This is a genomic window from Arcobacter siniprincipis (SeqCode) (assembly GCF_048571125.1).
Lineage (GTDB): Bacteria > Campylobacterota > Campylobacteria > Campylobacterales > Arcobacteraceae > Arcobacter > Arcobacter siniprincipis.
In genome coordinates this window covers 474,742-498,783 of record NZ_CP182343.1, presented here as the reverse complement: position 1 = coordinate 498,783, position 24,042 = coordinate 474,742, and the positions used below count along the sequence as shown (strand labels likewise).

24 protein-coding genes are annotated in these 24,042 nt (G+C 29.3%); 15 read left to right on the top strand and 9 right to left on the bottom strand.

The features are described from left to right. Positions 1 to 58: 58 nt before the first annotated feature. The 8 genes from ACNI3D_RS02600 to accA all read left to right on the top strand — a co-directional run bounded on the left by ACNI3D_RS02600 (position 59) and on the right by accA (position 6,713). Positions 59 to 1,279 (top strand): molybdopterin molybdotransferase MoeA, encoded by a 1,221-nt coding sequence (locus tag ACNI3D_RS02600; RefSeq protein WP_419768139.1) that lies wholly within the window; start codon positions 59 to 61, stop codon positions 1,277 to 1,279. Continuing rightward, on the top strand, positions 1,272 to 1,943 hold the full coding sequence (queC, locus tag ACNI3D_RS02595) for a 7-cyano-7-deazaguanine synthase QueC (protein WP_129100470.1): 672 nt from the start codon (positions 1,272 to 1,274) through the stop codon (positions 1,941 to 1,943). The genes ACNI3D_RS02600 and queC overlap by 8 nt, the downstream gene beginning before the upstream one ends. After that, positions 1,943 to 2,479 carry a 6-carboxytetrahydropterin synthase gene (locus tag ACNI3D_RS02590; RefSeq protein ID WP_013134309.1) on the top strand — a complete coding sequence of 179 codons (537 nt, stop codon included), beginning with the start codon at positions 1,943 to 1,945 and terminating at the stop codon, positions 2,477 to 2,479. Before queC ends, ACNI3D_RS02590 begins: the two co-directional genes overlap by 1 nt. Continuing rightward, positions 2,472 to 3,221, top strand: a complete 750-nt coding sequence (locus ACNI3D_RS02585) for a 7-carboxy-7-deazaguanine synthase QueE (protein WP_419768138.1) — start codon at positions 2,472 to 2,474, stop codon at positions 3,219 to 3,221. The genes ACNI3D_RS02590 and ACNI3D_RS02585 overlap by 8 nt, the downstream gene beginning before the upstream one ends. A gap of 66 nt (positions 3,222 to 3,287) precedes the next feature. Continuing rightward, positions 3,288 to 4,031, top strand: coding sequence for a 3-oxoacyl-ACP reductase FabG (fabG, locus tag ACNI3D_RS02580; protein WP_129100468.1), 744 nt, complete (start codon positions 3,288 to 3,290; stop codon positions 4,029 to 4,031). Positions 4,032 to 4,111: 80 nt separating this feature from the next. Further along, the gene (gene acpP, locus ACNI3D_RS02575; RefSeq protein ID WP_013134306.1) at positions 4,112 to 4,342 is read left to right on the top strand and encodes an acyl carrier protein; all 231 of its coding nucleotides are present in this window, start codon (positions 4,112 to 4,114) and stop codon (positions 4,340 to 4,342) included. A gap of 132 nt (positions 4,343 to 4,474) precedes the next feature. Beyond that, positions 4,475 to 5,734, top strand: coding sequence for a beta-ketoacyl-ACP synthase II (locus tag ACNI3D_RS02570; protein ID WP_419768137.1), 1,260 nt, complete (start codon positions 4,475 to 4,477; stop codon positions 5,732 to 5,734). Between the two features lie 40 nt (positions 5,735 to 5,774). Beyond that, positions 5,775 to 6,713: an acetyl-CoA carboxylase carboxyl transferase subunit alpha gene (gene accA / locus ACNI3D_RS02565; protein ID WP_419768136.1), complete on the top strand. Its 939-nt coding sequence runs from the start codon at positions 5,775 to 5,777 to the stop codon at positions 6,711 to 6,713. Positions 6,714 to 6,735: 22 nt separating this feature from the next. On the opposite strand, the gene ACNI3D_RS02560 is transcribed toward accA, so the two are convergent. Next, positions 6,736 to 7,080, bottom strand: a complete 345-nt coding sequence (locus ACNI3D_RS02560; protein WP_129100465.1) for a histidine triad nucleotide-binding protein — start codon at positions 7,078 to 7,080, stop codon at positions 6,736 to 6,738. A gap of 102 nt (positions 7,081 to 7,182) precedes the next feature. Between ACNI3D_RS02560 and pheS the strand changes: the two genes are divergently transcribed. The 7 genes from pheS to efp all read left to right on the top strand — a co-directional run bounded on the left by pheS (position 7,183) and on the right by efp (position 16,636). Then, positions 7,183 to 8,175, top strand: coding sequence for a phenylalanine--tRNA ligase subunit alpha (gene pheS, locus ACNI3D_RS02555; protein ID WP_419768135.1), 993 nt, complete (start codon positions 7,183 to 7,185; stop codon positions 8,173 to 8,175). Continuing rightward, on the top strand, positions 8,172 to 10,490 hold the full coding sequence (gene pheT / locus ACNI3D_RS02550) for a phenylalanine--tRNA ligase subunit beta (protein ID WP_419768134.1): 2,319 nt from the start codon (positions 8,172 to 8,174) through the stop codon (positions 10,488 to 10,490). The genes pheS and pheT overlap by 4 nt, the downstream gene beginning before the upstream one ends. Further along, entirely contained in the window at positions 10,491 to 11,771 is a 1,281-nt protein-coding gene (gene aroA, locus ACNI3D_RS02545; RefSeq protein WP_419768133.1) for a 3-phosphoshikimate 1-carboxyvinyltransferase, read from the top strand. 118 nt (positions 11,772 to 11,889) lie between these two features. Next, complete coding sequence (locus ACNI3D_RS02540) at positions 11,890 to 12,723, top strand: 4-hydroxy-3-methylbut-2-enyl diphosphate reductase (RefSeq protein WP_419768132.1); 834 nt, start codon at positions 11,890 to 11,892, stop codon at positions 12,721 to 12,723. 83 nt (positions 12,724 to 12,806) lie between these two features. Continuing rightward, on the top strand, positions 12,807 to 14,459 hold the full coding sequence (locus ACNI3D_RS02535; protein ID WP_129100460.1) for a 30S ribosomal protein S1: 1,653 nt from the start codon (positions 12,807 to 12,809) through the stop codon (positions 14,457 to 14,459). 17 nt (positions 14,460 to 14,476) lie between these two features. Next, complete coding sequence (gene serA / locus ACNI3D_RS02530; RefSeq protein WP_419768131.1) at positions 14,477 to 16,060, top strand: phosphoglycerate dehydrogenase; 1,584 nt, start codon at positions 14,477 to 14,479, stop codon at positions 16,058 to 16,060. 12 nt (positions 16,061 to 16,072) lie between these two features. After that, positions 16,073 to 16,636 (top strand): elongation factor P, encoded by a 564-nt coding sequence (efp, locus tag ACNI3D_RS02525; RefSeq protein ID WP_375722708.1) that lies wholly within the window; start codon positions 16,073 to 16,075, stop codon positions 16,634 to 16,636. Positions 16,637 to 16,749: 113 nt separating this feature from the next. On the opposite strand, the gene ACNI3D_RS02520 is transcribed toward efp, so the two are convergent. The 8 genes from ACNI3D_RS02520 to thrB are packed head-to-tail and all read right to left on the bottom strand — an operon-like array spanning position 16,750 to position 24,032. Continuing rightward, positions 16,750 to 17,733 carry a DUF2971 domain-containing protein gene (locus ACNI3D_RS02520; protein ID WP_419768130.1) on the bottom strand — a complete coding sequence of 328 codons (984 nt, stop codon included), beginning with the start codon at positions 17,731 to 17,733 and terminating at the stop codon, positions 16,750 to 16,752. Between the two features lie 25 nt (positions 17,734 to 17,758). Beyond that, positions 17,759 to 18,769 carry a bifunctional diaminohydroxyphosphoribosylaminopyrimidine deaminase/5-amino-6-(5-phosphoribosylamino)uracil reductase RibD gene (gene ribD, locus ACNI3D_RS02515; RefSeq protein WP_419768129.1) on the bottom strand — a complete coding sequence of 337 codons (1,011 nt, stop codon included), beginning with the start codon at positions 18,767 to 18,769 and terminating at the stop codon, positions 17,759 to 17,761. Beyond that, the gene (locus ACNI3D_RS02510) at positions 18,769 to 19,395 is read right to left on the bottom strand and encodes a LysE family translocator (protein ID WP_419768128.1); all 627 of its coding nucleotides are present in this window, start codon (positions 19,393 to 19,395) and stop codon (positions 18,769 to 18,771) included. Before ACNI3D_RS02510 ends, ribD begins: the two co-directional genes overlap by 1 nt. Before the next feature lie 15 nt (positions 19,396 to 19,410). Then, positions 19,411 to 19,839 (bottom strand): ribosome maturation factor RimP, encoded by a 429-nt coding sequence (gene rimP / locus ACNI3D_RS02505; protein WP_375722705.1) that lies wholly within the window; start codon positions 19,837 to 19,839, stop codon positions 19,411 to 19,413. Continuing rightward, the gene (gene rbfA, locus ACNI3D_RS02500) at positions 19,839 to 20,195 is read right to left on the bottom strand and encodes a 30S ribosome-binding factor RbfA (RefSeq protein ID WP_419768127.1); all 357 of its coding nucleotides are present in this window, start codon (positions 20,193 to 20,195) and stop codon (positions 19,839 to 19,841) included. The genes rimP and rbfA overlap by 1 nt, the downstream gene beginning before the upstream one ends. Before the next feature lies 1 nt (position 20,196). Then, positions 20,197 to 22,860 carry a translation initiation factor IF-2 gene (infB, locus tag ACNI3D_RS02495; protein WP_419768126.1) on the bottom strand — a complete coding sequence of 888 codons (2,664 nt, stop codon included), beginning with the start codon at positions 22,858 to 22,860 and terminating at the stop codon, positions 20,197 to 20,199. Then, positions 22,850 to 23,116 carry a DUF448 domain-containing protein gene (locus ACNI3D_RS02490; protein ID WP_129100452.1) on the bottom strand — a complete coding sequence of 89 codons (267 nt, stop codon included), beginning with the start codon at positions 23,114 to 23,116 and terminating at the stop codon, positions 22,850 to 22,852. The genes infB and ACNI3D_RS02490 overlap by 11 nt, the downstream gene beginning before the upstream one ends. Positions 23,117 to 23,150: 34 nt before the next feature. Continuing rightward, positions 23,151 to 24,032 carry a homoserine kinase gene (gene thrB, locus ACNI3D_RS02485; RefSeq protein ID WP_129100451.1) on the bottom strand — a complete coding sequence of 294 codons (882 nt, stop codon included), beginning with the start codon at positions 24,030 to 24,032 and terminating at the stop codon, positions 23,151 to 23,153. Positions 24,033 to 24,042: the final 10 nt, after the last annotated feature.

Here is a 24,042-nt window from a genome sequence, read left to right as displayed (position 1 = left end):
TTAAGAAATTTTGCTATTATATCAAACTTAAGCATAGGTTGAAGTAAAAGGATTTAATATGAGTGTATCAATTGAAAAAGCATTAGAAATAATCATTAACTCAATTCAAGTAAAAGATTTTGAAATAGTTCCTATTGAAAATGCGACATCAAGAATAAGTGCCCAAAACATTTACGCAACAAGCTCTCTACCAAAATTTAACAACTCTGCAATGGATGGATATGCAATACTTTTAGATGATAAAGAAAAAGAACTGACTTTATCTGACAAAATATTCGCAGGAGATAATAATAAAAACCTTTTAAAATCAGGTACAACAATAAAAGTGATGACAGGAGCTATGGTTCCTCCAAACTGTGAAGCGGTTGTTCCACAAGAAAATACTGAAATAATTAATGATAAAATTAAAATTACCTCTGTTGTAAAAAAAATGCAACACATAAAATTTGTTGGTGAAGATATTCTAAAAGATTCTTTATTAATTAAAGTTGGAGAAGAATTAAATTTTGCAAAAATTACTCTTCTTGCTTCTCAAGGTATTTCTCATATAAAAGTTTATAATAAACCAAAAATTGTAGTTTTTGCTTCAGGTGAAGAGTTGAAACTCCATTATCAATCAATCAAAGATTATCAAATATATAACTCTAATACTCCTACTTTTATAGCAAGAGCTAAAGAATTAGGCTGTGATGTGAGTTTTGTAGGACAAGCAAAAGATTCTATTGAATCAATAAAAGAACATATATACAACTCTTTAAATGCAGATTTAATAATTACATCAGGTGGAGTATCAGTGGGAGAAGCTGATTTTACACGAGAATCATTTACACAAGTTGGTTTAGAAACTTTATTTGATGGAGTATATGCAAAGCCAGGTAAACCTACAATTTTTGGTAAAATAAAAGATACTTTTATTTTAAATTTACCAGGTAATCCTCTAGCCTCTGCTTTGATTTTTGAAATGCTTGGGAAAATAATTATTCAAAAATTAATTGGAGCAAAAGATTTTTATCATAACTTTATTTATACAAAAATAAGTGATGATTTAATAAATAAAAAAGGGAAATTTACTTTTATTCCAGGCTTCTTTAACGGAGAAAACTTCACTCCTTCTGATAAAAAAAGCCCTGGAATGGTATCTATTTTAAGTGAATGTAATTCATTTATTGTTTTAGATGAAAATGTATCAAAACTAAATAAAAAGCAAGAAGTAAAAGTTATTCCAATAAATTGGAAATTCTTTTGCGATGAAAAAAAGGACTATATAACTTATGAGTAAAAAAGCTATTTGTATTTTAAGTGGAGGCATGGATTCTACACTTGCTTCATATATTGCTAAAAATGAAGGATATGAAATAATTGCTGTTCATTTTAATTATGGACAAAGAACACAGAACAGAGAATTAAAAGCATTTAGAGATGTTTGTGAAGATTTAAAAGTGAAAAATAAATATGAAATTGATATTCCATTTTTCACACAAATTGGAGCAAGTGCACTAACAGATGCCAATATCGATGTTCCAATTGATGGGGTTAAACCCGGAGTTCCCGTTACTTATGTACCATTTAGAAATGGTATTTTTCTTTCAATTGCAGCTGCAATTGCAGAAAAAGAGAATGCAGAAGCAATGTTTATTGGAGTTGTTGAAGAAGATAGTAGTGGGTATCCTGATTGTACAGATTCATTTATTAATCAAATTAAAAATGCAATTAATGAAGGGACAAAAGAAGCAACACATATAAATATTAAAACTCCTTTAGTTAAACTTCACAAAAGTGAGATTGTAAAAAAAGCTCTTAAACTAAATGTTCCACTTGAGCTTACTTGGTCTTGTTATAAGGAAGAAAAAGAAGCTTGTGGAGTTTGTGATTCTTGTAGATTGCGATTAAATGGATTTGAACAAGCAAATTCAAAAGATCCAATACCATATAAAGGTTCTTGATGAAATGGAATATTTCAAAAGAGTTTGATTTTTGTTATGGTCATAGAGTTTGGTCACAAGAATTAAACCCAGACTTTTCACTAGATACTTGTTTGATGTGTAGACATCTACATGGACATCAAGGAAAAGTAATAGTTCACTTAGAGAGTTCAAGTTTAAAAAATGGAATGGTAACTGATTTTAAGCACTTAAATTGGTTCAAAAAATTTTTAGATGATACTTTAGATCATAAATTTGTTTTAGATTTAAATGATCCCTTATTTGAAACTCTATTACCTCATTTTAAAAATAAAGAAGAGTTATTTTTCCATGAAGAAGGATTTTATACTTTTGATTTAAATAGTATAAAAGATGAACCAATACATATTCGTGAATTGTATGAAGGATATGTACTTGTTGATTTTGTTCCAACAAGTGAAAACCTTTCTGCTTGGCTTTTAGAAATTATTCAAACTAAAATGAATGAATTACCAATAGAAGTATCACATGTAGAATTTTTAGAGACTCCCAAAAGTAAAAGTACAGTATATGCTTGAAGTAAATGAGATATTTGGACCAACGATACAAGGAGAAGGAAAGTATGTTGGAAATCCATCTATTTTTATAAGATTTGGAAAATGTAATTTTAGATGCGAAGGCTTTGCGGTTGAATATGAGACTCCAAGTGGAGTGAAAAAATGTTCTTGTGATTCATTTTATGCAGTTGATCCTGCATTTAAAGACCAATGGCATAAGATGAATAAAAATGAAATCATAGAGCAAGTTAAAAAGTTAGAACCTTCATATAAAGTAGATATAGTAATCACAGGTGGTGAACCACTCTTATATTGGAAAGATGAAGAGTTCCAAGAAATTTTGAAATATTATATATCAAATGGTTATAAAGTAACAATAGAGACAAATGGCTCATTAAATATAGATTTTACAAAAGAGTATCAAAAAGAATTAATATTTTCCATGAGCGTTAAACTTTCTAATTCACTTGAACCACTTAAAAAAAGGGTTAATGAAGAGACTCTAAAAAAAATTATCACAAATACAAAAGAGTCATATTTAAAATTTGTTATTAGCAAAGAATTTATTACAAAAGCAAAAGAAGAAATTGAATTAATCTCTTCAATAATACCAAATTGTGACATTTATCTTATGCCAATGGGTGATAGTGCTTATGAGATAAATAAACATTCTGAGAGCGTTATAAACATGGCAATTAACTCAGGATATAAATATTGCGATAGACTACATATAAGGGTTTGGGATAATAAAAGAGGCGTATAAATAGAAATTAAATTAAAATTTTGATATTATTAAAGCTATTTTCATAAAATAAACATAAGGATAAAGATGAAATTTACAGGTTCAAATGTACTAGTTACTGGTGCTAGCAGAGGGATAGGTGCCCAAATTGCCAAAACTCTTGCAAGTCATGGACTTAAAGTATGGATTAATTATAGAAGTAAAGCAGATGAAGCTTCTAAAATTCAAGAAGAGATTGAAGCTGCTGGTGGAAAAGCTGCAATTATAAAAGCAGATGTTACAAATGAAGATGAGTTTGTAAGTGCAATTAATACAATTATTGATTCTGATGGTGAATTATCATATTTAGTTAACAATGCTGGTATTACAAAAGATAAATTAGCACTTAGAATGTCTGTTCAAGATTTCAATGATGTAATCAGTGCAAATTTAACATCAGCATTTATTGGTTGTAAAGCTGCATTAAAAATAATGGGTAAAAAAAGATTTGGTTCAATTGTTAATATTTCATCAATAGTTGGAGAAATGGGTAATCCTGGTCAAACTAATTATTCAGCTTCTAAAGGTGGATTAAATGCTATGACTAAATCGTTTGCAAAAGAAGCAGCTTCAAGAAGTATAAGATATAATGCAGTTACTCCTGGTTTTATTCAAACAGATATGACTGATGAATTAAAAGATGAAGTAAAAGCAGAATATGAAAAAAATATCCCATTAAGTAGATTTGGGAAACCAAGTGAAATCGCTGATGCGGTTGCATTTTTATTAAGTGATCACTCTTCTTATATAACAGGAGAGATATTAAAAGTTAATGGTGGCTTATACGTTTAAAAAGTTAAAATTTTTTATTTAAAAGAATATTTAAAGGCTTTTAGGTATAATTCTAGGACAATTTTAAAAAAGGAAAGAAAATGGCATTATTAGATGATGTGAAAGAAGTAGTAGTTGAGCAATTAGATTGCGATCCAGCTGAAGTTAAAGAAGATTCAAAATTCATTGAAGACTTAGGGGCAGATTCGTTAGATGTTGTTGAGCTAGTTATGGCTTTAGAAGAAAAATTTGACATCGAAATACCTGATGAAGATGCAGAAAAAATCTTAACTGTTTCAGATGCTATCAAATACATCGAAGATAATAAATAATCAAGTAATAAGACATTATTCTTGACTCAAATAAAGAGTTACTTTTAACTCTTTATTTAAATTTTTGAATTTTTAGAAGAAAATTGAACAATTTAAATAATTAAATTATAATCACAAATGGAGCTTAAATAGATGAAAAGAGTTGTAATAACTGGTCTAGGTACTATAAATTCTTTAGGACATAATGTAAATGAATCATTCGATGCAGTAGTTGCAGGTAAATGTGGAATTAGAGATATTACTCTTTTTGATTCAACTGAATATTCAGTAAAGTTTGCAGGAGAAGTAAAAAATTTTGACCCAACAACAGTTATGGATAAAAAAGAAGTAAAAAAAGCTGATAGATTTATCCAATTAGGTATTAAAGCTGCAAAAGAAGCTATGATTGACTCTGGTTTTGCAAGTGAAGATAATAATAAAGTGAATGATGAACTTGCTCCAAGATTTGGAGTAATTTCTGCTTCTGGAATTGGTGGATTATCAACAATTGAAAAAAATTCTGTAGTTTGTGATACAAAAGGACCTAGAAGAATATCTCCATTTTTTATTCCTTCATCATTAGTAAATATGCTGGGTGGATTTATTTCTATTGAACATGGTTTAAAAGGACCTAATTTATCTCATGTAACTGCTTGTTCTGCTTCAACTCATGCTTTATCAGATGCTGTTAAAACTATTGCTTTAGGTGGTGCTGATAATATTTTAGTAGTTGGTGCTGAAGCTGCAATTTGTGGTGCAGGCATTGGTGGATTTGCTGCAATGAAAGCGCTATCTACTAGAAATGATGACCCTCAAACAGCATCAAGACCTTTTGATAAAGAAAGAGATGGTTTCGTTATGGGTGAAGGTGCTGGTGCTTTAGTTGTAGAAACTTTAGATTCTGCACTTGCAAGAGGTGCTAAAATTTATGCAGAGATAATTGCATTTGGAGAAAGTGCTGATGCAAATCATATCACTGCTCCTGTAATGGATGGTCCATTAAGAGCTATGAGAGCTGCATTTGAAATGGTAAAATCAAACACAGGTGAATATCCAAAAATTGATTATATAAATACGCATGGTACTTCTACTCCTGTAGGAGATGCAAATGAAACTAAAGCAATAAAAGAATTATTTGGTGGAAAAGAAAATTGTCCTCCTGTAACTTCAACAAAAGGTCAAATTGGACATTGTTTAGGAGCTGCTGGAGCAATTGAAGCAATCTTTACAATTAAATCATTAAATGAAGGTATCATTCCTCCAACAATTAATATGATTAATCCTGATGAAGAATGTGACTTGGATTATGTACCAAATGTTGCAAGAAAAATAGAATTAAATACGGTTATGAGTAATAACTTTGGTTTTGGTGGAACAAACGGTTCAATCATATTTAAAAAATTTACAAAATAATTTATATTAAAAGATTAAATCTTTTTAATAAAGGAATAAATTGTCAACTTATTTAACATTTGAAGAAAAAATAAAAGCTATTGAAGAAGATATAGTAGTAGCAAAATCAAAGTCAGATGAACATGCAGTTGAAATATTAGATAAAAAGCTAGAAAAAGAAGTTGAAAAAACTTTTAAGAATTTAACTGATTATCAAAAACTTCAATTAGCACGTCATCCAGATAGACCTTATGCCTTAGATTATATTAGAGGTCTTTTAACTGATGCTTATGAAATTCATGGTGATAGGCACTTCAATGATGATAATGCGATAATTTGTTACTTAGGTAAAATTGGTGATGAAAAAGTAGTAGTAATAGGTGAACAAAAAGGTAGAGGTACTAAAAATAAACTAAAAAGAAATTTTGGAATGCCAAGTCCTGAAGGCTACAGAAAAGCACTAAGAGCTGCAAAAATAGCTGAAAAATTTAATTTACCAATTCTTATGTTAGTAGACACTCCGGGTGCATATCCGGGTATTGGAGCAGAAGAGCGAAATCAATCAGAGGCTATTGCTAGAAACTTATATGAATTTTCTGATTTAAATACTATTACAATTTCTGTTGTAATTGGTGAAGGTGGTTCAGGAGGAGCACTAGCTATTTCTGTTGCTGATAAATTAGCAATGATGAGATATTCAGTTTATGCTGTTATTTCTCCTGAAGGTTGTGCTGCAATTCTATGGAATGACCCTGCACAAGCTGAAACTGCTGCAAATTCTTTAAAAATTACTGCTGAATCTTTAAAAAGTCTTGATTTAATTGATGATGTAATAAATGAACCATTAATTGGTGCACATAGGTCAAAAGATGAAGCTATAAAAGCTCTAGCAGATTATTTTTTAACATCAGTAAAAGAGTTAAGAGATATGTCCAAAGAACAAAGATATGAAAAAAGATACCAAAAACTTATGTCATTAGGTAGTTACTCTCAAAAATAATAAAAAGAGGAAAACCTCTTTTTTATTGTTTGGTTTTTTCCCCAACTAAACTCCCTACATATTCTCCACCTAAAATATGAAAATGCAAGTGATGTACAACTTGTCCACCTTGATCTCCAATATTTGTAATAAGTCTATATCCATCATCTCTTAGATTTAATTTTGAAGCAACTTTTTGAATAAATTCAGTCATTCCCGCCATTATTTTTGGAGGTACAACATCAAATGAAGTATAATGCTCCTTTGGTATAACTAAGGCATGAACTTTACAAGCTGGATTTATATCTTCAAAGGCTAAAAATCTTTCATCTTCTAATATAGTTTTATTTGGAATTTCCCCATTCACAATTTTACAAAAAATGCACATATCCCGTTCCTTTTAATAGTATTAATTTTTATTATAACCAAACTCTAATAAAAACTTAAGTACAATAATCACCTTTTATATAAATGAAAACAGGGGAAATAAGTGAAAGAGTGGATCGAAAAAATAGAATCTGCTGATTCTATAGAAACCTTAGAAAATCTAAGAATTGAGATACTTGGTAAAAAAGGTTTTTTAACTAAAGAATTTGCAAGATTAAAAGATATTCCAAATGAAGAGAAAAAAGCATTTGCACAAAATCTAAATACAAAAAAAATTGAAGCAACAAGTGCCTTAGAGTCAAAAAAAGAAATTTTAGAAAAAATTGAATTAAATAAAAAACTTGAAGAAGAAAAAATTGATGTATCAAGATTTAATAACAAATTAACTTGTGGTGCTGTTCATCCAGTTGTTGATACTATGGATAAAATTATCTCTTATTTTCAAAATTTAAATTTTGCAGTTGAAGAAGGACCTTTAGTAGAAGATGACTTCCATAACTTTGAAGCTTTAAATCTTCCAAAATATCACCCTGCAAGAGATATGCAAGATACTTTTTACAATAAAGATTATACACTTTTAAGAACGCACACTTCTCCTGTGCAAATTAGAACTATGTTAGCTCAAAAGCCTCCTATTAGAATGATAGCACCAGGAACAGTATTTAGAAGAGATTTCGACCTTACACATACACCTATGTTCCATCAAATAGAAGGGCTAGTGGTAGATAGTTCTGATAAAATCTCATTTTCAAACTTAAAACATGTACTTGAAGAGTTTTTAAAACATATGTTTGGAGATGTTGAAGTGCGATTTAGACCTTCATTTTTTCCATTTACAGAACCATCTGCAGAAGTTGATATTTCATGTGTATTTTGTAAAGGTGATGGTTGTCGTGTTTGTTCGCATACAGGATGGCTTGAAGTTTTAGGATGTGGAATCGTTGATGAAAATGTATTTAAATCTGTTGGTTATGAAGATGTATCTGGTTATGCCTTTGGATTAGGTGTTGAGAGATTTGCAATGTTAATTCATAATATTGGAGATTTAAGATCTCTTTTTGAGAGTGATTTAAGATTATTAGGACAGTTCAAATGATAGTTACAAAAAGATGGTTAGAAGATTTTATAGACATCTCTAAAATTGATATAAATGATATTTGCAAAAAATTAAATTCAATTGGATTAGAAGTTGATTCATTAGAAAAGATTAGAATACCTTCTGGTGTTGTAATTGGATATGTGGAATCAAAAGAAAAACATCCAGATGCTGATAAACTATCTGTTTGTCAAGTTAATATTGGTAATGAAATCACACAAATCGTTTGTGGAGCTAAAAATGTTGCTGCTGGTCAATATGTACCTGTTGCAACTGTTGGATGTGTTCTTGGAGCTGATTTTAAAATAAAAAAAGCAAAACTAAGAGGTTTAGAATCAAATGGTATGATTTGTTCTTCAACTGAAATTGGTCTTCCAAAATTAAATGATGGAATACTAGAACTTGATGAGTCTATTGGCGAGTTAGTTATTGGGAAAGAACTAAATGAATATAGACTTATCAATGACGATGTCATCGAAATAGAATTAACAGCTAATAGGGGTGATTGTTTAAGTATTCATGGAGTTGCAAGAGAATTAAGTGTTTGTTATGGTGTAGCTTTATGTGAACAAGAAAAAAACTTAGAATATAATGATATTGGTATTGGGCAACTTCTTGAAATAGAAAGTGATAGTTCTATCTCATCATCTTTAATTTATAAAGCTGGAGATTTTACAGAATTAAAAGTTCCCTTATTATATAAATTAAGAGTTGCAACTATAGATTTATACAAAGATTGTGACATAGAAAATATTTTATCTTATGCGACACATGCTACTGGTGTAACAATGCACGCTTATGCAAAAGCTGATTGTGATACTTTAAATGACTTATCTGTTCTTCATATTAAAAAATCTAAAGATGGATTTGATGAAGTTTATGGAAAAGAAAAATTAAGCACAATTAGTATAAAAAATGAGGCTATAAATAAAGATGATGTAACTTATATCTTAGAAGCTTCATATAATAATCCTGAAGAATTATCAAAAAATGTATTTGATAAAAGAATAAAAACAGGAGAAGTTTATTATAAAACTTCAAGGGGAAGTGAGCCAAATATTGAATCAGGAATGGAGTATTTTACTACTTTAATTTCAAAATTTGGTGCAAAACTTTATAGAGGATATGAAGTATTTACAGAAGATAAAGAAAGATTATCTATAGATGTAAGTATTAAAAGAGTTAGTTCAATTGTTGGAAAAACTTTTACAAAAGTTAAAATTGAAAAAATATTAAGTGGTTTAGGATTTATTGTTAAAGATGGTGGGTCAGGTGTATTATCTGTTCAAGTTCCACTGTTTAGACATGATATTAAAAATATCGCTGACATAACTGAAGAAATTGTGAGAATAGTAGGTATTGATAATATTGAATCAACTCCCTTACAAATCGAAGAAGTAAATAGATTAAATGAAGCATCAAGTAAAATTACTAAAAAAAATAAAGTAAGAGCAAAAGCCATAGAAAATGGTTTTTTTGAAACCCTAACTTATGTTTTCACAAATAAAGAGACTCTTGAAAAATATAATCTTGAAACTGTAAATGAAAAACTAGATATTTTAAATCCAATAGTAAATGAGCTAAATACATTTAGAACTACAATGTTGACAAATCTTATTGAAGCTTGTTCAAATAATTTTAAACAAGGATTCAAAAAAGTTGCTTTCTTTGAAATTGGAACAGTATTTGATAACCAAAGAATAGAATCACAAAAAATTTCATTTATCTTTAGTGGTGATAGCGAGTATGAATCATTTACAAATAATGGAAAACCAGCAAACATAGAGTTTTTTGGATTCTCAAAAAAAGTTGCTAATACTATTGGTAAATTTGATTTAGAGCCAATGAATGAAATCAATAATTTATTAGTTCATCCATATCAAAATGCACATATCATAGTTGATAATAAAAAAATTGGATTTATTTCAAAACTTCATCCAAATGTTGCAAAAGATTATGACTTACCTAATACTTTTATTGCTGAAATTGATTTTGACAAAATTGCAAATAATTTAATAAAAGCAAATGAATATTCTAAGTTTCAAGCTTCAAAAAGAGATTTAAGCTTAATCGTACCTAAAGATATTCCCTATTCTAAAATAAGAAATGTAATTAATAGTATTGAAGATGTTACAATCCAACAATTTAATTTAGTAGATACATATAGTGATGAAAGATTAGGTGATAAAGAGAGTTTAACAATAAGATTTATTCTACAAAGCTTTGATAAAACACTTGAAGAAGATGATATCAATGCTACTATAAACTCTATTTTAGAAAAATTGAATTTGGCATTAGGAATAGGAATAAGATAAATGCAAAGCTTTAATATAGATGCTTTAACAAAACCATTTAATATTGTTATTGACAATATTGCAAGTGATAAATCAATCTCACATAGATGTGCTATGTTTTCACTTTTGAGTAATAAAACATCACATATCAAGAATTTTTTAACAGCAGAAGATACTCTAAATACGCTTTCAATTGTAGAGCAATTAGGTGCAGAGGTTAAAAGAGATGGTTCAACAGTTACAATTACTCCAAAAGGTACATTAAGTGAACCAGCAAATGTACTTGATTGTGGGAATTCGGGAACTGCAATAAGACTTTTTTGTGGTTTTTTAGCATCTATTGATGGAGCATTTACCCTTGTAGGAGATAAATATCTTCACTCAAGACCGATGAAAAGAGTTGCTGATCCACTTAGAAGCATTGGAGCTAAAATTGATGGTAGAGAAGATGGTAATAAAGCACCACTTTTTATAAGAGGCGTAAAAGAGTTAAAGGCATTTACTTATCACTCACCTGTTGATTCAGCACAAGTAAAATCAGCAATGATTTTAGCAGCTTTAAGAGCAAATGGAGTATCTAAATATAAAGAAAATGAACTAACACGAGATCATACGGAAAGAATGTTAAAAGGAATGGGCGCAAAAGTAGAAACTGATAATGAAGGATTTATAAATATTTATCCTTTAACTTCACCTTTAAAACCTTTAAATATAACCGTTCCAACAGATCCTAGTTCTGCATTTTTCTTTGCAGTTGCAGCTGCTATTACTCCAAATGCAAAAGTAACAATTAAAAATGTGACATTAAACCCAACAAGAACAGAAGCCTATGTAGTTTTAAAAAGAATGGGTGCAGATGTTGAATTTATCGAAAAAGAGAATGTCTATGAACCTATGGGAGATATTGTAGTATCTGCAAATAAGTTAAATGGGGTAGATGTTAGCGAAAATATTTCATGGCTTATTGATGAGCTTCCAGCATTAAGTATTGCTATGAGTTTGGCAAATGGAAAATCAAAAGTATCAAATGCAAAAGAACTAAGAGTAAAAGAAAGTGATAGAATAAGCTCAGTTGTAAATAATCTAAAACTTTGTGGAGTAAATTACACAGAATTTGAAGATGGTTATGAAATAATTGGTGGAAAGTTAAAAAAAGCAACAATAAATTCTCATGGTGACCATAGAATTGCAATGAGCTTTGCAATAGCTGGATTAAATTCAGGTATGCAAATCCAAGATGTAGATTGTATTTTAACATCATTTCCAAACTTCAAAGAAATATTAGACACACTAAAAGCCTAAAAGGACAACAAGTTATTCTCTTTAGGATTTACTTTTTTAGAGCTAGCTTTGTTATCTTGATAAAAGAAATTATAAAAAAATGTCCCTCAAAAGATAGGGACATTTTTAAGGACAATTTATGAAAGTAAAATTAGCATCATCTTATGGATTTTGTTTTGGAGTAAAAAGAGCAATTAAAATTGCAGAAGAGTATAAAAACTCTGCAACTATGGGACCTCTTATTCATAATACAAATGAAATAGATAGACTTAAAAATGATTATAATGTAGGATTATATACCTCATTAGATGAAGTAAAAGATAACGATACAATAATTATTAGAACACATGGTATTCCAAAATTTGATTTAAAAAATCTAAAAGCAAAAGATGCAAAAGTTATCAATGCAACTTGCCCATTTGTTACAACTCCTCAACAAATAGTAAAAAAGATGTCAGCAGAAGAGTATTCAATTGTTATTTTTGGTGATAAAGACCATCCAGAAGTTTTAGGGGTACAATCTTATGCAAAAGATCAAGATGATGTATTTGTAATACTAGAACCAGAAGATTTAAAAAATATAAAATTTAAATATACAAAAATTGCAACAATTGCACAAACAACAAAGAAAAAAGAAAAATATCTTGAAATAGTAAATACCTTAATTCCAAAAAATAAAGAAGTAAGAGTATTTAATACAATTTGTGATGCAACATTTGAAAATCAAGATGCCGCAAGGGAATTATCAAAAGAAGTAGATATTATGATTGTAATTGGTGGAAAAAATTCTTCAAATACAAAACAGCTTCTAAATATCTCAAAAGAAAATTGTATAGATAGTTATCTTTTAGAAGATGAAAGAGAACTAGACCCTCAATGGTTCAAAGATAAAAAACTTTGTGGCATAACAGCGGGTGCTTCAACGCCTGATTGGGTTATTCAAAAAGTTGTAAACCAAGTAGAAGCATACTAACCAATTTTTAAAATTAATTTGTTTAAGCCAATCTTCGATATAATCACTGCATTTTATAAATAATGGTTATACGAAGGAAAAATATGGGTATCGAAGATATTGAAATTGGTGAAGACTTTGACTTTGAGCAAATGCTTAATGAGTCTTTCGAAAATGCAGAGAACAACTCTGTAGTTGATGGTGTTATTGTTGAAATTTCTGGTGAAAACGTTTCTGTTGATGTTGGTCAAAAAGTTGAAGGAAGACTACATATCTCTGAAATTACTATTGGTGGTGAAGTTAAATATAAAGTAGGTGATACAATCCCTGTTATATTAACTGGTATTAGAGGTGAAAAACCTTCTATCTCTCACAAAAAAGTTTTACAAAAAGAAAAATTTGATGCTTTTGTAAAAGAACATACTGAAGATTTAGAAGATGTTACTATTGAAGGTAAAATTATCTCTATTAAACCTAGAGGTGGATTTATAATTGAAGATGATAATGGTTGTGAGTATTTTATGCCAATGGCTCAATCATACTTAAAAGCTCAAGGTGCACTTGGTAAAAAAGTTAAAGCGAAAGTTTTAAAAATCAATGAAGCACAAAACTCAATCATAGTTTCAAGAAAAAAACTTATTGAAGAATCTAAAATAGAAAAAGATGCAAAAGTTGCACAATTTTTAGAAAATGATGGTCTAATCAATGGAACAATCAAAAAAATCACATCTTATGGAATGTTTGTAGATTTAGGTGGAATTGATGGTTTAGTAAACTATAATGAAATCTCTTACAAAGGTCCTGTTAATCCATCTAATTATTATGCTGAAGGTGACGAAGTTACTGTTAAAGTTTTATCTTATGACAAAACTAAACAACACTTATCATTATCAGTTAAAGCTGCACTTTCTAACCCTTGGGAAGAAATCAGAGACGAATTAGATGTAGGTGATACTATTACTGTTACTATTTCTAACTTTGAATCTTATGGTGCATTTGTTGACTTAGGAAATGATATTGAAGGTTTATTACATATCTCTGAAATTTCATGGAATAAAAATCTTAAAAATCCAAAAGATCTTTTAACATTAGGTGATGAAGTTAATGTTGAAGTTATTGAATTAGATGTTGATAAAAAAAGATTAAGAGTATCTTTAAAAAATCTTCAAGAAAAACCTTTTGCAAAATTTACAAAAGAGCATAAAGTTGGAGATATCGTTACTGGTAAAGTAGCAACTTTAACTGAATTTGGAGCATTTGTTACTCTAGGTGATGTTGATGGGTTATTACACAACGAAGAAGCTTCTTGGGAAGGTAATGCAAAATGTAAAAACCTTTATAAAAAAGGTGATGAGCTTGAAGTTAAAATTATCAAAATTGATAGAGAAAAAGAAAACATTTCATTATCAATCAAAGATATTACAGACTCTCCAGCTAAAAATTTTCAATCAACTCATAAAATTGGTGATATAGTTAAAGGAACAATTAAAGATCTTAAAGATTTCGGATTATTCATTAAACTTGAAGACAATTTAGATGGATTAGTTAGAAATGAAGATTTTGCTCCTACTACTGCTGAGAATATCGAAATTGGAAAAGAAATTGAAGCTGTTGTTGTAAATATTGATACTAATAGAAATAGAGTTCGATTATCAATCAAAAGATTAGAACAACAACAAGAAAGAGAAATCTTAAAATCTGTAAACGATGATTCGTCTATGACTTTAGGTGATTTATTAAAAGACCAAATGAAATAATTCAAGGATTTAGAAGAATGAGTAAACATACAATTGTAGTTTGTGATCATATCCATGAAAATGGACTAAATATACTTAAAGCTGCTGAAGACATTAATTATGTTTTTGCAGCTGATATTGATAAAACTGCATTATTAGATGTAATTAAAGATGCTGACATCGCAATTACAAGATCTTCAACTGATGTTGATGAAAAATTCTTAAATGCAGCAGTAAACTTAAAAGCTATTATAAGAGCTGGTGTTGGTTATGATAATGTAGATATGGAAGGTTGTAGCAAAAGAGGTATTATTGCTATGAATGTTCCAACTGCAAATACTATAGCAGCAGTTGAACTTACAATGACACACATGCTTTCTTGTATGAGAAAGTTTCCGTATGCTCACAATCAATTAAAAAATGAGAGAGTATGGAAAAGAGAAGATTGGTATGGTAATGAACTATTTAGTAAAAAACTAGGTGTTATTGGTTTTGGAAATATAGGACATAGAGTAGCACTTAGAGCAAAATCATTTGAGATGGATGTAGTTACTTATGACCCGTATATCCCTTCAACAAAAGCGACTGATTTAGGTATTAAATACACTACAAACTTTGATGATATTTTAGCTTGTGACATTATTACTATACATACACCAAAAAATCAAGAAACAATTGATATGATTGGTGAAGCTGAAATTGCTAAGATGAAAGATGGAGTAATTCTAATCAACTGTGCAAGAGGTGGATTATATAATGAAGAAGCATTATTTAACAACCTAAAATCAGGTAAAATTGCAATGGCAGGAATTGATGTTTTCAAAAAAGAGCCAGCAATAAATAATCCATTATTAGATTTACCAAATATAACTGTAACTGCACATTTAGGTGCAAATACAAGAGAATCACAAAAAGAAATAGCAGTTCAAGCTGCAAGAAATGCAATTGAGTCAGCAAGAGGTATTTCATACCCAAATGCTCTAAACCTTCCAATAGATGAAAGCAAAATTCCTTCTTTTGTAAAACCATATATTGAATTAACTCAAAAAATTGCATTCTTAAGTGCACAAACTGACAAAAGCGCTATTAGATCAATAACTGTTAGTGGACAAGGTGAAATCAAAGAGTATTTAGATTCACTTTTAACTTTTGCAACTGTTGGGGCTTTAAAAGTTGCTGGCGGTGATGAAGTTAATTATGTAAATGCAAAATTTTGGGCTGAAGAAAAAGGCATCAAAGTTGATACTTGCGAAATCGTAAATGGCAGTGGCTATAGCAATAAAGTAACTGTAAAAATCACTACTGAAAAAGGTGTTAATACTATTTCAGGAACTGTATTTGATGAAGATGTTCAAAGAATAGTAGAAGTTAATGGCTTCGTATTTGATATTGCTCCAAAAGGGAATATGATATTTTTAAGAAATTCTGATATCCCAGGAGTAATTGGAACAGTTGGAAAAACTTTAGGTGATAATAATATCAATATCGCTGACTTTAGATTATCTCGTGGAAAAGATTCTGCATTGGCTGTTATATTAGTTGATACTTTTGTTTCTCACGATGTTTTAAAACAATTAGAAAACTTAGAAGCTGCAATTTCAGTTTCTTATGTAGAAATTTAATAAGGGGTAACTTTGGCAAATATAGGAATGAGTGAATTAAAAAAGGGAATGAAAATCCAACTTGATGGAATCCCTTACAAAATTACTGAATATCAACATGTTAAGCCTGGAAAAGGTGCAGCATTTGTAAGATGTAAAATCAAATCTTTTTTAAATGGAAAAGTTATTGAAAAAACTTTCCATGCTGGTGATAAATGTGAAACTCCTGACTTACAACAAAAAACTATGCAGTTTTTATATGATGATGGTGAATTACTTCAATTTATGGATAACAATACTTACGAACAAATTGGTTTAACTTATGACCAAGTTGGGGAAGCTTTTGATTGGATTATTGATGGTATGAGTTGTGATATGATGTTCTTCAATGGAAGTGCAATCACAGTTGAACCACCAATGACAGTTGAACTTAAAATTGTAGATACTCCACCTAACTTCAAAGGTGACTCTCAAGGTGGTAAAAAACCTGCAACTCTTGAATCAGGTGCAGTTGTACAAATACCATTTCACTTAGTTGAAGGTGACATTATTAAATGTGACACAAGAATCGGTGAGTACATAGAAAAAGTAAAATAAAAATATAAATCTTTATCGCTATAAACTGCGATAGAGATTTCTTTTCTTCAGTCACTGACACTTGTCAGCTCCTTCCTCAAAAAAACCTCTCTCTTGTTTCTATCAATAAATATTTATATTTTAGAAGATTTTATTATATTTGATTTTTTAATTTTTCTATCACTCACCTTACTTATAAATTCTTTAGATAGTTTACAGTCTGAACCTATAATTACAGAATCCAATATTTCATATAATGGAATATTTAAATATTTTTTATTACCTAAGGTATTTAATTTGAATTCACTATAAACTCTAATCTTTCTTTTATTATATTCATTTAAAAATAGTTTTGAAATTTTCTCTGGATTATTTGATTTAGCAACTTTCCATTTTAATAATAAATGGTAGATAAAAAGAAAAAGTGCATAATTGTCAGAAATAATGAATCTTATTTCTTCTTCTGGCTTATAGTTCTCATTTTTGAAAAAACTTCTCCAATATTCAATTAAAAAGAACCAAGCTAAATATAAATTATTTTTCAAATCATTTTGTAAATTATTTATTGAGTCAAATATGATTTCCAAAAACTTATTAAAACTATGTATATCATATTGTATATAACAACATTTATAATAGTCAGGTAATAATTCATATTCATCAATTTTTGAATTGACATAATCTATAAATTTTTTTGTTGATAATTTTAAGCATACGCCCTTTTGATTATTAGCATAATTATTCCACAAATATTTATTTTTATTCGAACTTGTATTTGATTGTATAAATACAAACTCATTAGATAATTCATTCTTTATTATGCTTGTTATATCATGCTTAGTATTATTTATATTATCAACAAGGTTTCCTCTAATTCTATCTTCAACATTAAATTTTAAGTTTCTTTCATTTTTATCAATAAAATTTTCTATTGTGTACAATCTAAGAGTTTCACTTTTCATTATTAATTCAAAACTTTCTGATGATGTATAATGGTAGATATAATCAGGAATATCAATATTTATTTTATTATTAATGCCTTGTAATAATCCAAAAAAAGTGTTTTTAGCCCCATTCAATTGTTCATTAAATTCTACTTTTAAATTATCGTCATTCATCAATATCCTTAAGACTTTAATTTATTTAATTTGATTTTTTCTTTAAAAAGACTATTTTCTCTTCACCTATATAATTTTCATGAACAATCTCAAAATCCATATCAATCTCATTTAAAGCATTTACACCTTTTCTGATTTTAGGACTTACAAGTAAAACAATATAATCAATTCTTTCTTTTAATGCATCCATTAAATTATAAATACCTTCTACCATTACAAACTTGTAATCTAATAGTTTAAATAAGTCATCACTTATTATTACTTCTCTATTTGGTACTTTAAATAGTGGGATATTATTATCAAAGATTTTGTTTTTGCTATAAATCATTACACTTGGAGCCCGTCCTGCTATGTATCTTGCATCTAGGGTTGGTTTGTCTGTTCTTACTGTGTTTCCACCTATTAGCATTAGGTCTATTTTATCTCTTAAGGTATGTACATATAATTGAGCCATTGTAGATGATACTTTTCCATCTATACAGCCATTTAGGGTTTGTGCCATTTTATAAAATATAAATGTTCCACTGCTCCACTTTATAAAAGGATATAGAAGGTCATAGGCTTCTTTCTTCATACAATCTAGTGTTATGTCTATATTTACACTTTTTAGAGTTTGTATGCCTCCTGAGGCTTGTTTGTTTGTATCTTCATGGGCTATGATTACTCTTTTTGGTTTTAACTCTTTTAATAAATTTGCACATGAGGGAGTTTTTCCTATGTGATTACATGGTTCTAGGGTTACATAAATTTCACAATCATTGAAAAAGTTATTATGATTTTTTAATAAATACTCATGAATCTCATGGGAACTCTTTTTTATTTTTAAGGTATCATTTGCATGTTTTTTTAAATATGCAGCTTTTAGGGCATTTACTTCTGCGTGTGGCATACCTGCTTCTTTGTGAGCTTCTATTGCTATAATCTCACCATTTTTTACAACAACACAACCAACTGCTGGATTTGGATAAGTTAGAAGTTGATATTTCCATGCCTCATCGATTGCAAGTTTCATATAAAATTTATCGTCTATTATCATTATGTTTGCCTATTGAATAATAAAAAGCTTCCAGCTGCAATCATAATTGATCCAGCTGTATAGTTTAATCTTTTTAATGCTTTTTGAGATTTTAAAACTTGTTTTGCTTGGGCTGCTAAAATTGATATAAACATTAACCCAATCATCAATGAAAAGAGTGTTAAAGTAGAAGCTAGAAAAATGTCATAAGCACTTAGGGATTTTATATCTAAAAATGTTGGTAAGAAAGCTATATAAAATAGTATAACTTTTGGATTAGAAGCCGAGATTAAAAAGCCTTGCATAAAACCTAAGAAAAAATCTTTTTTAGCTGCTTTATCTTTTGAAACAGTTTCAATTTTAATAGGTGTGGTAAACATCTTATAACCCAAATAAAACAGATAAAGTGCTCCAGATATTCTTATAAATTCAAACAATAAAGCATAATTTTGTGCGATTGTTGCTAATCCTAGGCATGCGAAGATTAAGTAAATAATATCACTCATAGACATACCAAAAGCTAGGGGAATACATTGTTTAGTGCCAAGAGTCATTCCTCTTGCCAAAAGAGCAAAAACTCCAGGTCCTGGAGTAATGCTAAAAATAAATATTACTAAGAAAAAAGTTAATGAGCTTTCAAAACTCATACATATTTCCTTATATTACCATTCAAAGTAAGTTGAAGCTGAAGAGATTTTATCATAAGCAATAGTTTCTTCACCCTCTTGAGTTTTTACTTTTATTTCATTTTCATCAGCAAAAACCAATTCACCTTTTAATACATTTTTATCAAAATCTTTTACTTTAACTTTTTCACCAATAGAAGATATATAATGAGCTGTTCTTTTTAGTCTTCTCTCAATTCCAGGAGAACTTACTTCTAAGTTATATTTTCCATACATTGGTTCATTTGTATCTAAAATAGGTGAAACTAATCTTGAGATTTCTGCACATTTATCAAGCGAAACACCATCTTTAGATGTTATATAAATTCTAAATATGTCTCTATCATTTTCTTTAGTAGTCAAAATATCATATAATTCAACTCCACAACCTTTTACAGTCATTTCAATTGATTCTTCTAAAGTCATTAGTCCTCTTTTTTCTCTTTTTTTATTTTATCAAATAAAGACTCTATTTTTAAGTCTTTTTCTAGTTTATCATCCGCTTGAAATTTAAAGTTTGGACATTTATACCAACCTGTTGCATTTAAACAATAAGTTTTGATATGTCCATTTGCTTTACTTAATAAATTATTTAATATTTGGTGCTCTTTTTTATCATAGTCACTTCCATCATAATAAACTATTGCATCATATTTACCGTTTCGACAATTAACTTCAGTAATTCCAAGTGATTTTATTCTATTATCATTTAAAGTAGCAAGAGCCTCTGGAATTAATTCCATAAGTAGAGACTCTGTTCTTTGTAGGTTTACACTTTTCATATTATAAATCTATATTGATTTTTTCTTCAATTTGAATAAATGTTTCGATGAAATCTCCAACTTTTATATCATTGAATTTTTCAAACATAATACCACATTCAAATCCATTAACAACTTCTTTTGCATCATCTTTGAATCTTTTAAGTGATGAAATTTTACCTGTATATGTAACAACACCATCTCTAATGATTCTTGCATGTCCACCTTTGATAACTTTACCATCAGTTACTAAACATCCAGCAACAGTTCCAACTTTTGGTACAACAAATGTATCTTTAACTTCTGCTTGACCAGTATTTTCTTCTCTTATTACTGCACTCATCATACCAGATAATGTAGCTTTGATATCATCAATTAAATCATAAATAATACTATAAGTATTGATTGTGATTCCATCAGCTTTAGCTTTTTGTTTAATAGAACCAGTAGGTCTTACATTAAATCCTAAGATAATACAACCCTCACTAGCTCCTGCTAAAACCACATCAGACTCAGTGATTCCACCAACTGCTGCATGTAAAATTTTAACTTTTACTTCATCATTTTGGATTTTTTCTAATGAACCTTTAATTGCTTCTAAAGAACCACCAACATCAGTTTTAATAATTACTGGAAGTTGTTTGATTTTTCCTTCTGCAATTAATCCACTCATCTCTTCTAAAGATACTTTAGTTGATTTTGATAACTCTTTTGCTCTTGCATGTTCAGCTCTAGTAGTAGCGATATCTCTAGCTTCTTTTTCACTATCTTGAACAACCATAACTGAACCAGATGTAGGAATATCATTTAGTCCTAATACATTACCAGTTTCTGAAAGTCCTAACTCTTTTACAGGTTGTCCCATATCATTAGTTATAGCTTTTACTCTACCATATGTAGTATCACTTACGATATTATCACCAACTCTTAACGTACCACTTTGCACGATTACAGTTGCAACTGGACCTCTACCTTTTTCAAGTGTAGCTTCCACAACTGTAGCTTTTGCTTTTGAGCTAGGGTCTGCTTGTAATTCTAACATTTCTGCTTGAATTAAAATATTTTCAAGTAAATCATCAATACCCTCACCTGTATGAGCTGAAACACCAATAAATTCAATATCTCCACCCCAATCAATAGGAAGCATATCTTTCTCAGCCATTTGTGATTTAACCATATCAGGATTTGCTGTCTCTTTATCCATTTTATTCATTGCAACAATGATTGGACAACCACTTGCTTTTGCATGTGCTATTACTTCTTCTGTTTGTGGTTTAACACCATCATCAGCTGCAACAACTATAATAATAACATCAGTTACACTTGCACCTCTTGATCTCATTTCACTAAAAGCAGCATGTCCTGGAGTATCCACGAAAGTGATTTTTTTACCATTTTGTTCAACTGTATAAGCAGAAATATGTTGAGTAATTCCACCAGCTTCACCTTTTGCAACTTTTGCGCTTCTAATTTTATCTAATAATGAAGTTTTACCATGGTCAACATGTCCCATTATTGTTACAACTGGTGGCCTAGTTACGAAATTAGATTTATCAATTTCTTCATCGAAATCTTCTACATAATTAACATCTTCTAAAGCATCTTTTACAGTTACTTCAATACCAAACTCTTCACCAAGAATTTCTAATTCATCTTGTTTTAAGAAGTCATTTTTTGTAACCATCATTCCTAAAGAAAATAGTACTGTAATTACTTCTGAAGCACTTTTCCCACAAGCTTCTGCAAACTCATAAACCCTAACATCTTCAGGTATTGTGATTTCAGTTACTTCTGCTGCTTCAACTTCTCTTTTAATTCTTTTCTTTCTTCTACCTCTTTTTAAACCTTGAGGTCTATTTCCAAAGGCAGCAGGTTTTGAACTTCTAGTTTGTTTATCATTATTATTTTTTGCTGGTTTATGTGGATCATCAAATAGTTTTGATGTATCAGTTAATCCCATATCAAGTAAAACAACTTCTTCACCTAATAATGAATCATCAGACTCTTTAAACTCTTGTTTTGATATTTCTAATACTTTTCCATGCTCATGAGCTCGTGGTGGTGCTTTTTTCTTTTGAACTTTAGCTTTTGCTTTTGCCGCTTCTGATTGATTTTCTTGATTATTATTTCCACCTAGAATTTCACTAAGAGATTTCATAGGTTTTTTTACTTGAGAAGAATCAGCTGAAGAGAAAGTTGGTTCTTCTTTTTTTTCTATTTTTGGTTCTTCAGGTTTTTTCTTTTTAACAATTTTTAAACCTCTTCTTTTAGGTACAACTTTTTTAACAGATAAAGTATCAGTAACTTCTTGAGTATCATCAGTTTTTTTAGGGCTAGTATCTTCAGTTTTTTTAGGTTTTTCAATTACTGGCTTAATTTCTTCTTTTGGTTCTTCAACCTTAGTTTCTTTAACAGTAAGTTCTTCTTTTGGCTTAGTTTCTTCGCTTACCACAGGTTCTTCTTTGACTATTTTAGGTTCAACCTTCTTAACTACTTTTTTCTTTTGTGGAAGTTTTTTACTTTTTCCAGTCATTATATAGTTTACTATCTCTTCTGCATCCTCAACAGTTGTTTGACTTTGAGGTGATTTAAGTTCAATTCCTAAATCTTTTGCTTTATTTATGACATGGTTGCTGCTAGCCCCAGCTTCTTCTGCAATTTCATATACTCTTACGTTATCTGACATGCGTTATTATCTCCTTAAGTTGTACCAAGTACTCGTCTTTTTTTTTACACTGTTTAAAAAGTGCTTTTTCAATTTTTTTTGTTTCTTCGTCTAAAAGAGTTTTCTCTTGACACTCTTTACAAATATAGAAACTCCTACCTATTCCATCAAAACTGATAAGTTTGTAATCCTTACATTGAAGTCTCACTAGGTTTTCTTTACTTAGTTTACTACGACAAACTATACAAGTTCTTATAGGTTTTTCTAATTTAGGCAATGATTATATCCAAAATTTATTAAATTTCCAATTTTTATGCTTCAACTTTAATTCCATAGTTATCAAAACCAGAAATAAAAACTTTAAAATGTGGAAATTTTGCTCTTAATTCTTTCTCAATTTTCTTTGCATCTTCAAAATAACAAATAGAAAAAAGTGTAGAACCAGAACCAGATAAAGTGCTCATTAAAGCACCACTATTTAAAGAGCATTTTTGAACCTCAAAAAGCTCTGGCATTTGTCTCATTCTATAACTTTGATGAAATTTATCTTGAGAAGCTATTTTTAACATTTCCCAATTTTCACTCATAAAAGCAGCTGTTAATAATGAAGAGTGAGATAGATTAAATATAGCATCTTCTTTAGAATATTTATATGGTAAAGTTTTTCTTGAAAGTTGTGTAGAAATTGGTCTATTAGGAACAACAACTACCGCACTTAAACTTTTAGGAATAGATTTATTTATAAATTTTACTTCATTATCTTCAACTGATGAGACTGTAAATCCACCCATAACGGCTGGCGTAATATTATCTGGATGAGACTCATAAGCAAGCGCTAAATTAAGTAATTTTTCTTTTGGCAATTCCATCTCTTCTATAGCATAAGCTGATGCAATTGCACTAACAATTACAGCAGACGAACTTCCTAAACCTCTTGATAGTGGAATTTGATTTTCAAATTCAAATCTAAAAGATCTCTTTTTTTGTGATAAATTATTATAAAAATCATTAAAAATAGCAATAAACATATTGTTATCTTTTAGTATAGGATTATTTGAACCCTCACCTTTTAAAGATACACTATGAAATTTTGCTGGTCTTATTGTTACTTGATTTTTTATTTTTAAAGCTAATCCTAGGGTATCAAAACCTGGCCCTAGATTTGCACTCGTAGCTGGCACACTAATTCTCAATTATATTCCT

Bases quoted from the DNA above. Each gene is read 5' to 3' on its own strand.
- ACNI3D_RS02600 (WP_419768139.1), top strand. From the start codon at position 59: ATGAGTGTATCAATTGAAAAAGCATTAGAAATAATCATTAACTCAATT.
- queC (WP_129100470.1), top strand. From the start codon at position 1,272: ATGAGTAAAAAAGCTATTTGTATTTTAAGTGGAGGCATGGATTCTACA.
- ACNI3D_RS02590 (WP_013134309.1), top strand. From the start codon at position 1,943: ATGAAATGGAATATTTCAAAAGAGTTTGATTTTTGTTATGGTCATAGA.
- ACNI3D_RS02585 (WP_419768138.1), top strand. From the start codon at position 2,472: ATGCTTGAAGTAAATGAGATATTTGGACCAACGATACAAGGAGAAGGA.
- fabG (WP_129100468.1), top strand. From the start codon at position 3,288: ATGAAATTTACAGGTTCAAATGTACTAGTTACTGGTGCTAGCAGAGGG.
- acpP (WP_013134306.1), top strand. From the start codon at position 4,112: ATGGCATTATTAGATGATGTGAAAGAAGTAGTAGTTGAGCAATTAGAT.
- ACNI3D_RS02570 (WP_419768137.1), top strand. From the start codon at position 4,475: ATGAAAAGAGTTGTAATAACTGGTCTAGGTACTATAAATTCTTTAGGA.
- ACNI3D_RS02560 (WP_129100465.1), bottom strand. From the start codon at position 7,080: ATGTGCATTTTTTGTAAAATTGTGAATGGGGAAATTCCAAATAAAACT.
- pheT (WP_419768134.1), top strand. From the start codon at position 8,172: ATGATAGTTACAAAAAGATGGTTAGAAGATTTTATAGACATCTCTAAA.
- aroA (WP_419768133.1), top strand. From the start codon at position 10,491: ATGCAAAGCTTTAATATAGATGCTTTAACAAAACCATTTAATATTGTT.
- ACNI3D_RS02540 (WP_419768132.1), top strand. From the start codon at position 11,890: ATGAAAGTAAAATTAGCATCATCTTATGGATTTTGTTTTGGAGTAAAA.
- ACNI3D_RS02535 (WP_129100460.1), top strand. From the start codon at position 12,807: ATGGGTATCGAAGATATTGAAATTGGTGAAGACTTTGACTTTGAGCAA.
- serA (WP_419768131.1), top strand. From the start codon at position 14,477: ATGAGTAAACATACAATTGTAGTTTGTGATCATATCCATGAAAATGGA.
- ACNI3D_RS02520 (WP_419768130.1), bottom strand. From the start codon at position 17,733: ATGAATGACGATAATTTAAAAGTAGAATTTAATGAACAATTGAATGGG.
- ribD (WP_419768129.1), bottom strand. From the start codon at position 18,769: ATGATAATAGACGATAAATTTTATATGAAACTTGCAATCGATGAGGCA.
- ACNI3D_RS02510 (WP_419768128.1), bottom strand. From the start codon at position 19,395: ATGAGTTTTGAAAGCTCATTAACTTTTTTCTTAGTAATATTTATTTTT.
- rimP (WP_375722705.1), bottom strand. From the start codon at position 19,839: ATGACTTTAGAAGAATCAATTGAAATGACTGTAAAAGGTTGTGGAGTT.
- rbfA (WP_419768127.1), bottom strand. From the start codon at position 20,195: ATGAAAAGTGTAAACCTACAAAGAACAGAGTCTCTACTTATGGAATTA.
- infB (WP_419768126.1), bottom strand. From the start codon at position 22,860: ATGTCAGATAACGTAAGAGTATATGAAATTGCAGAAGAAGCTGGGGCT.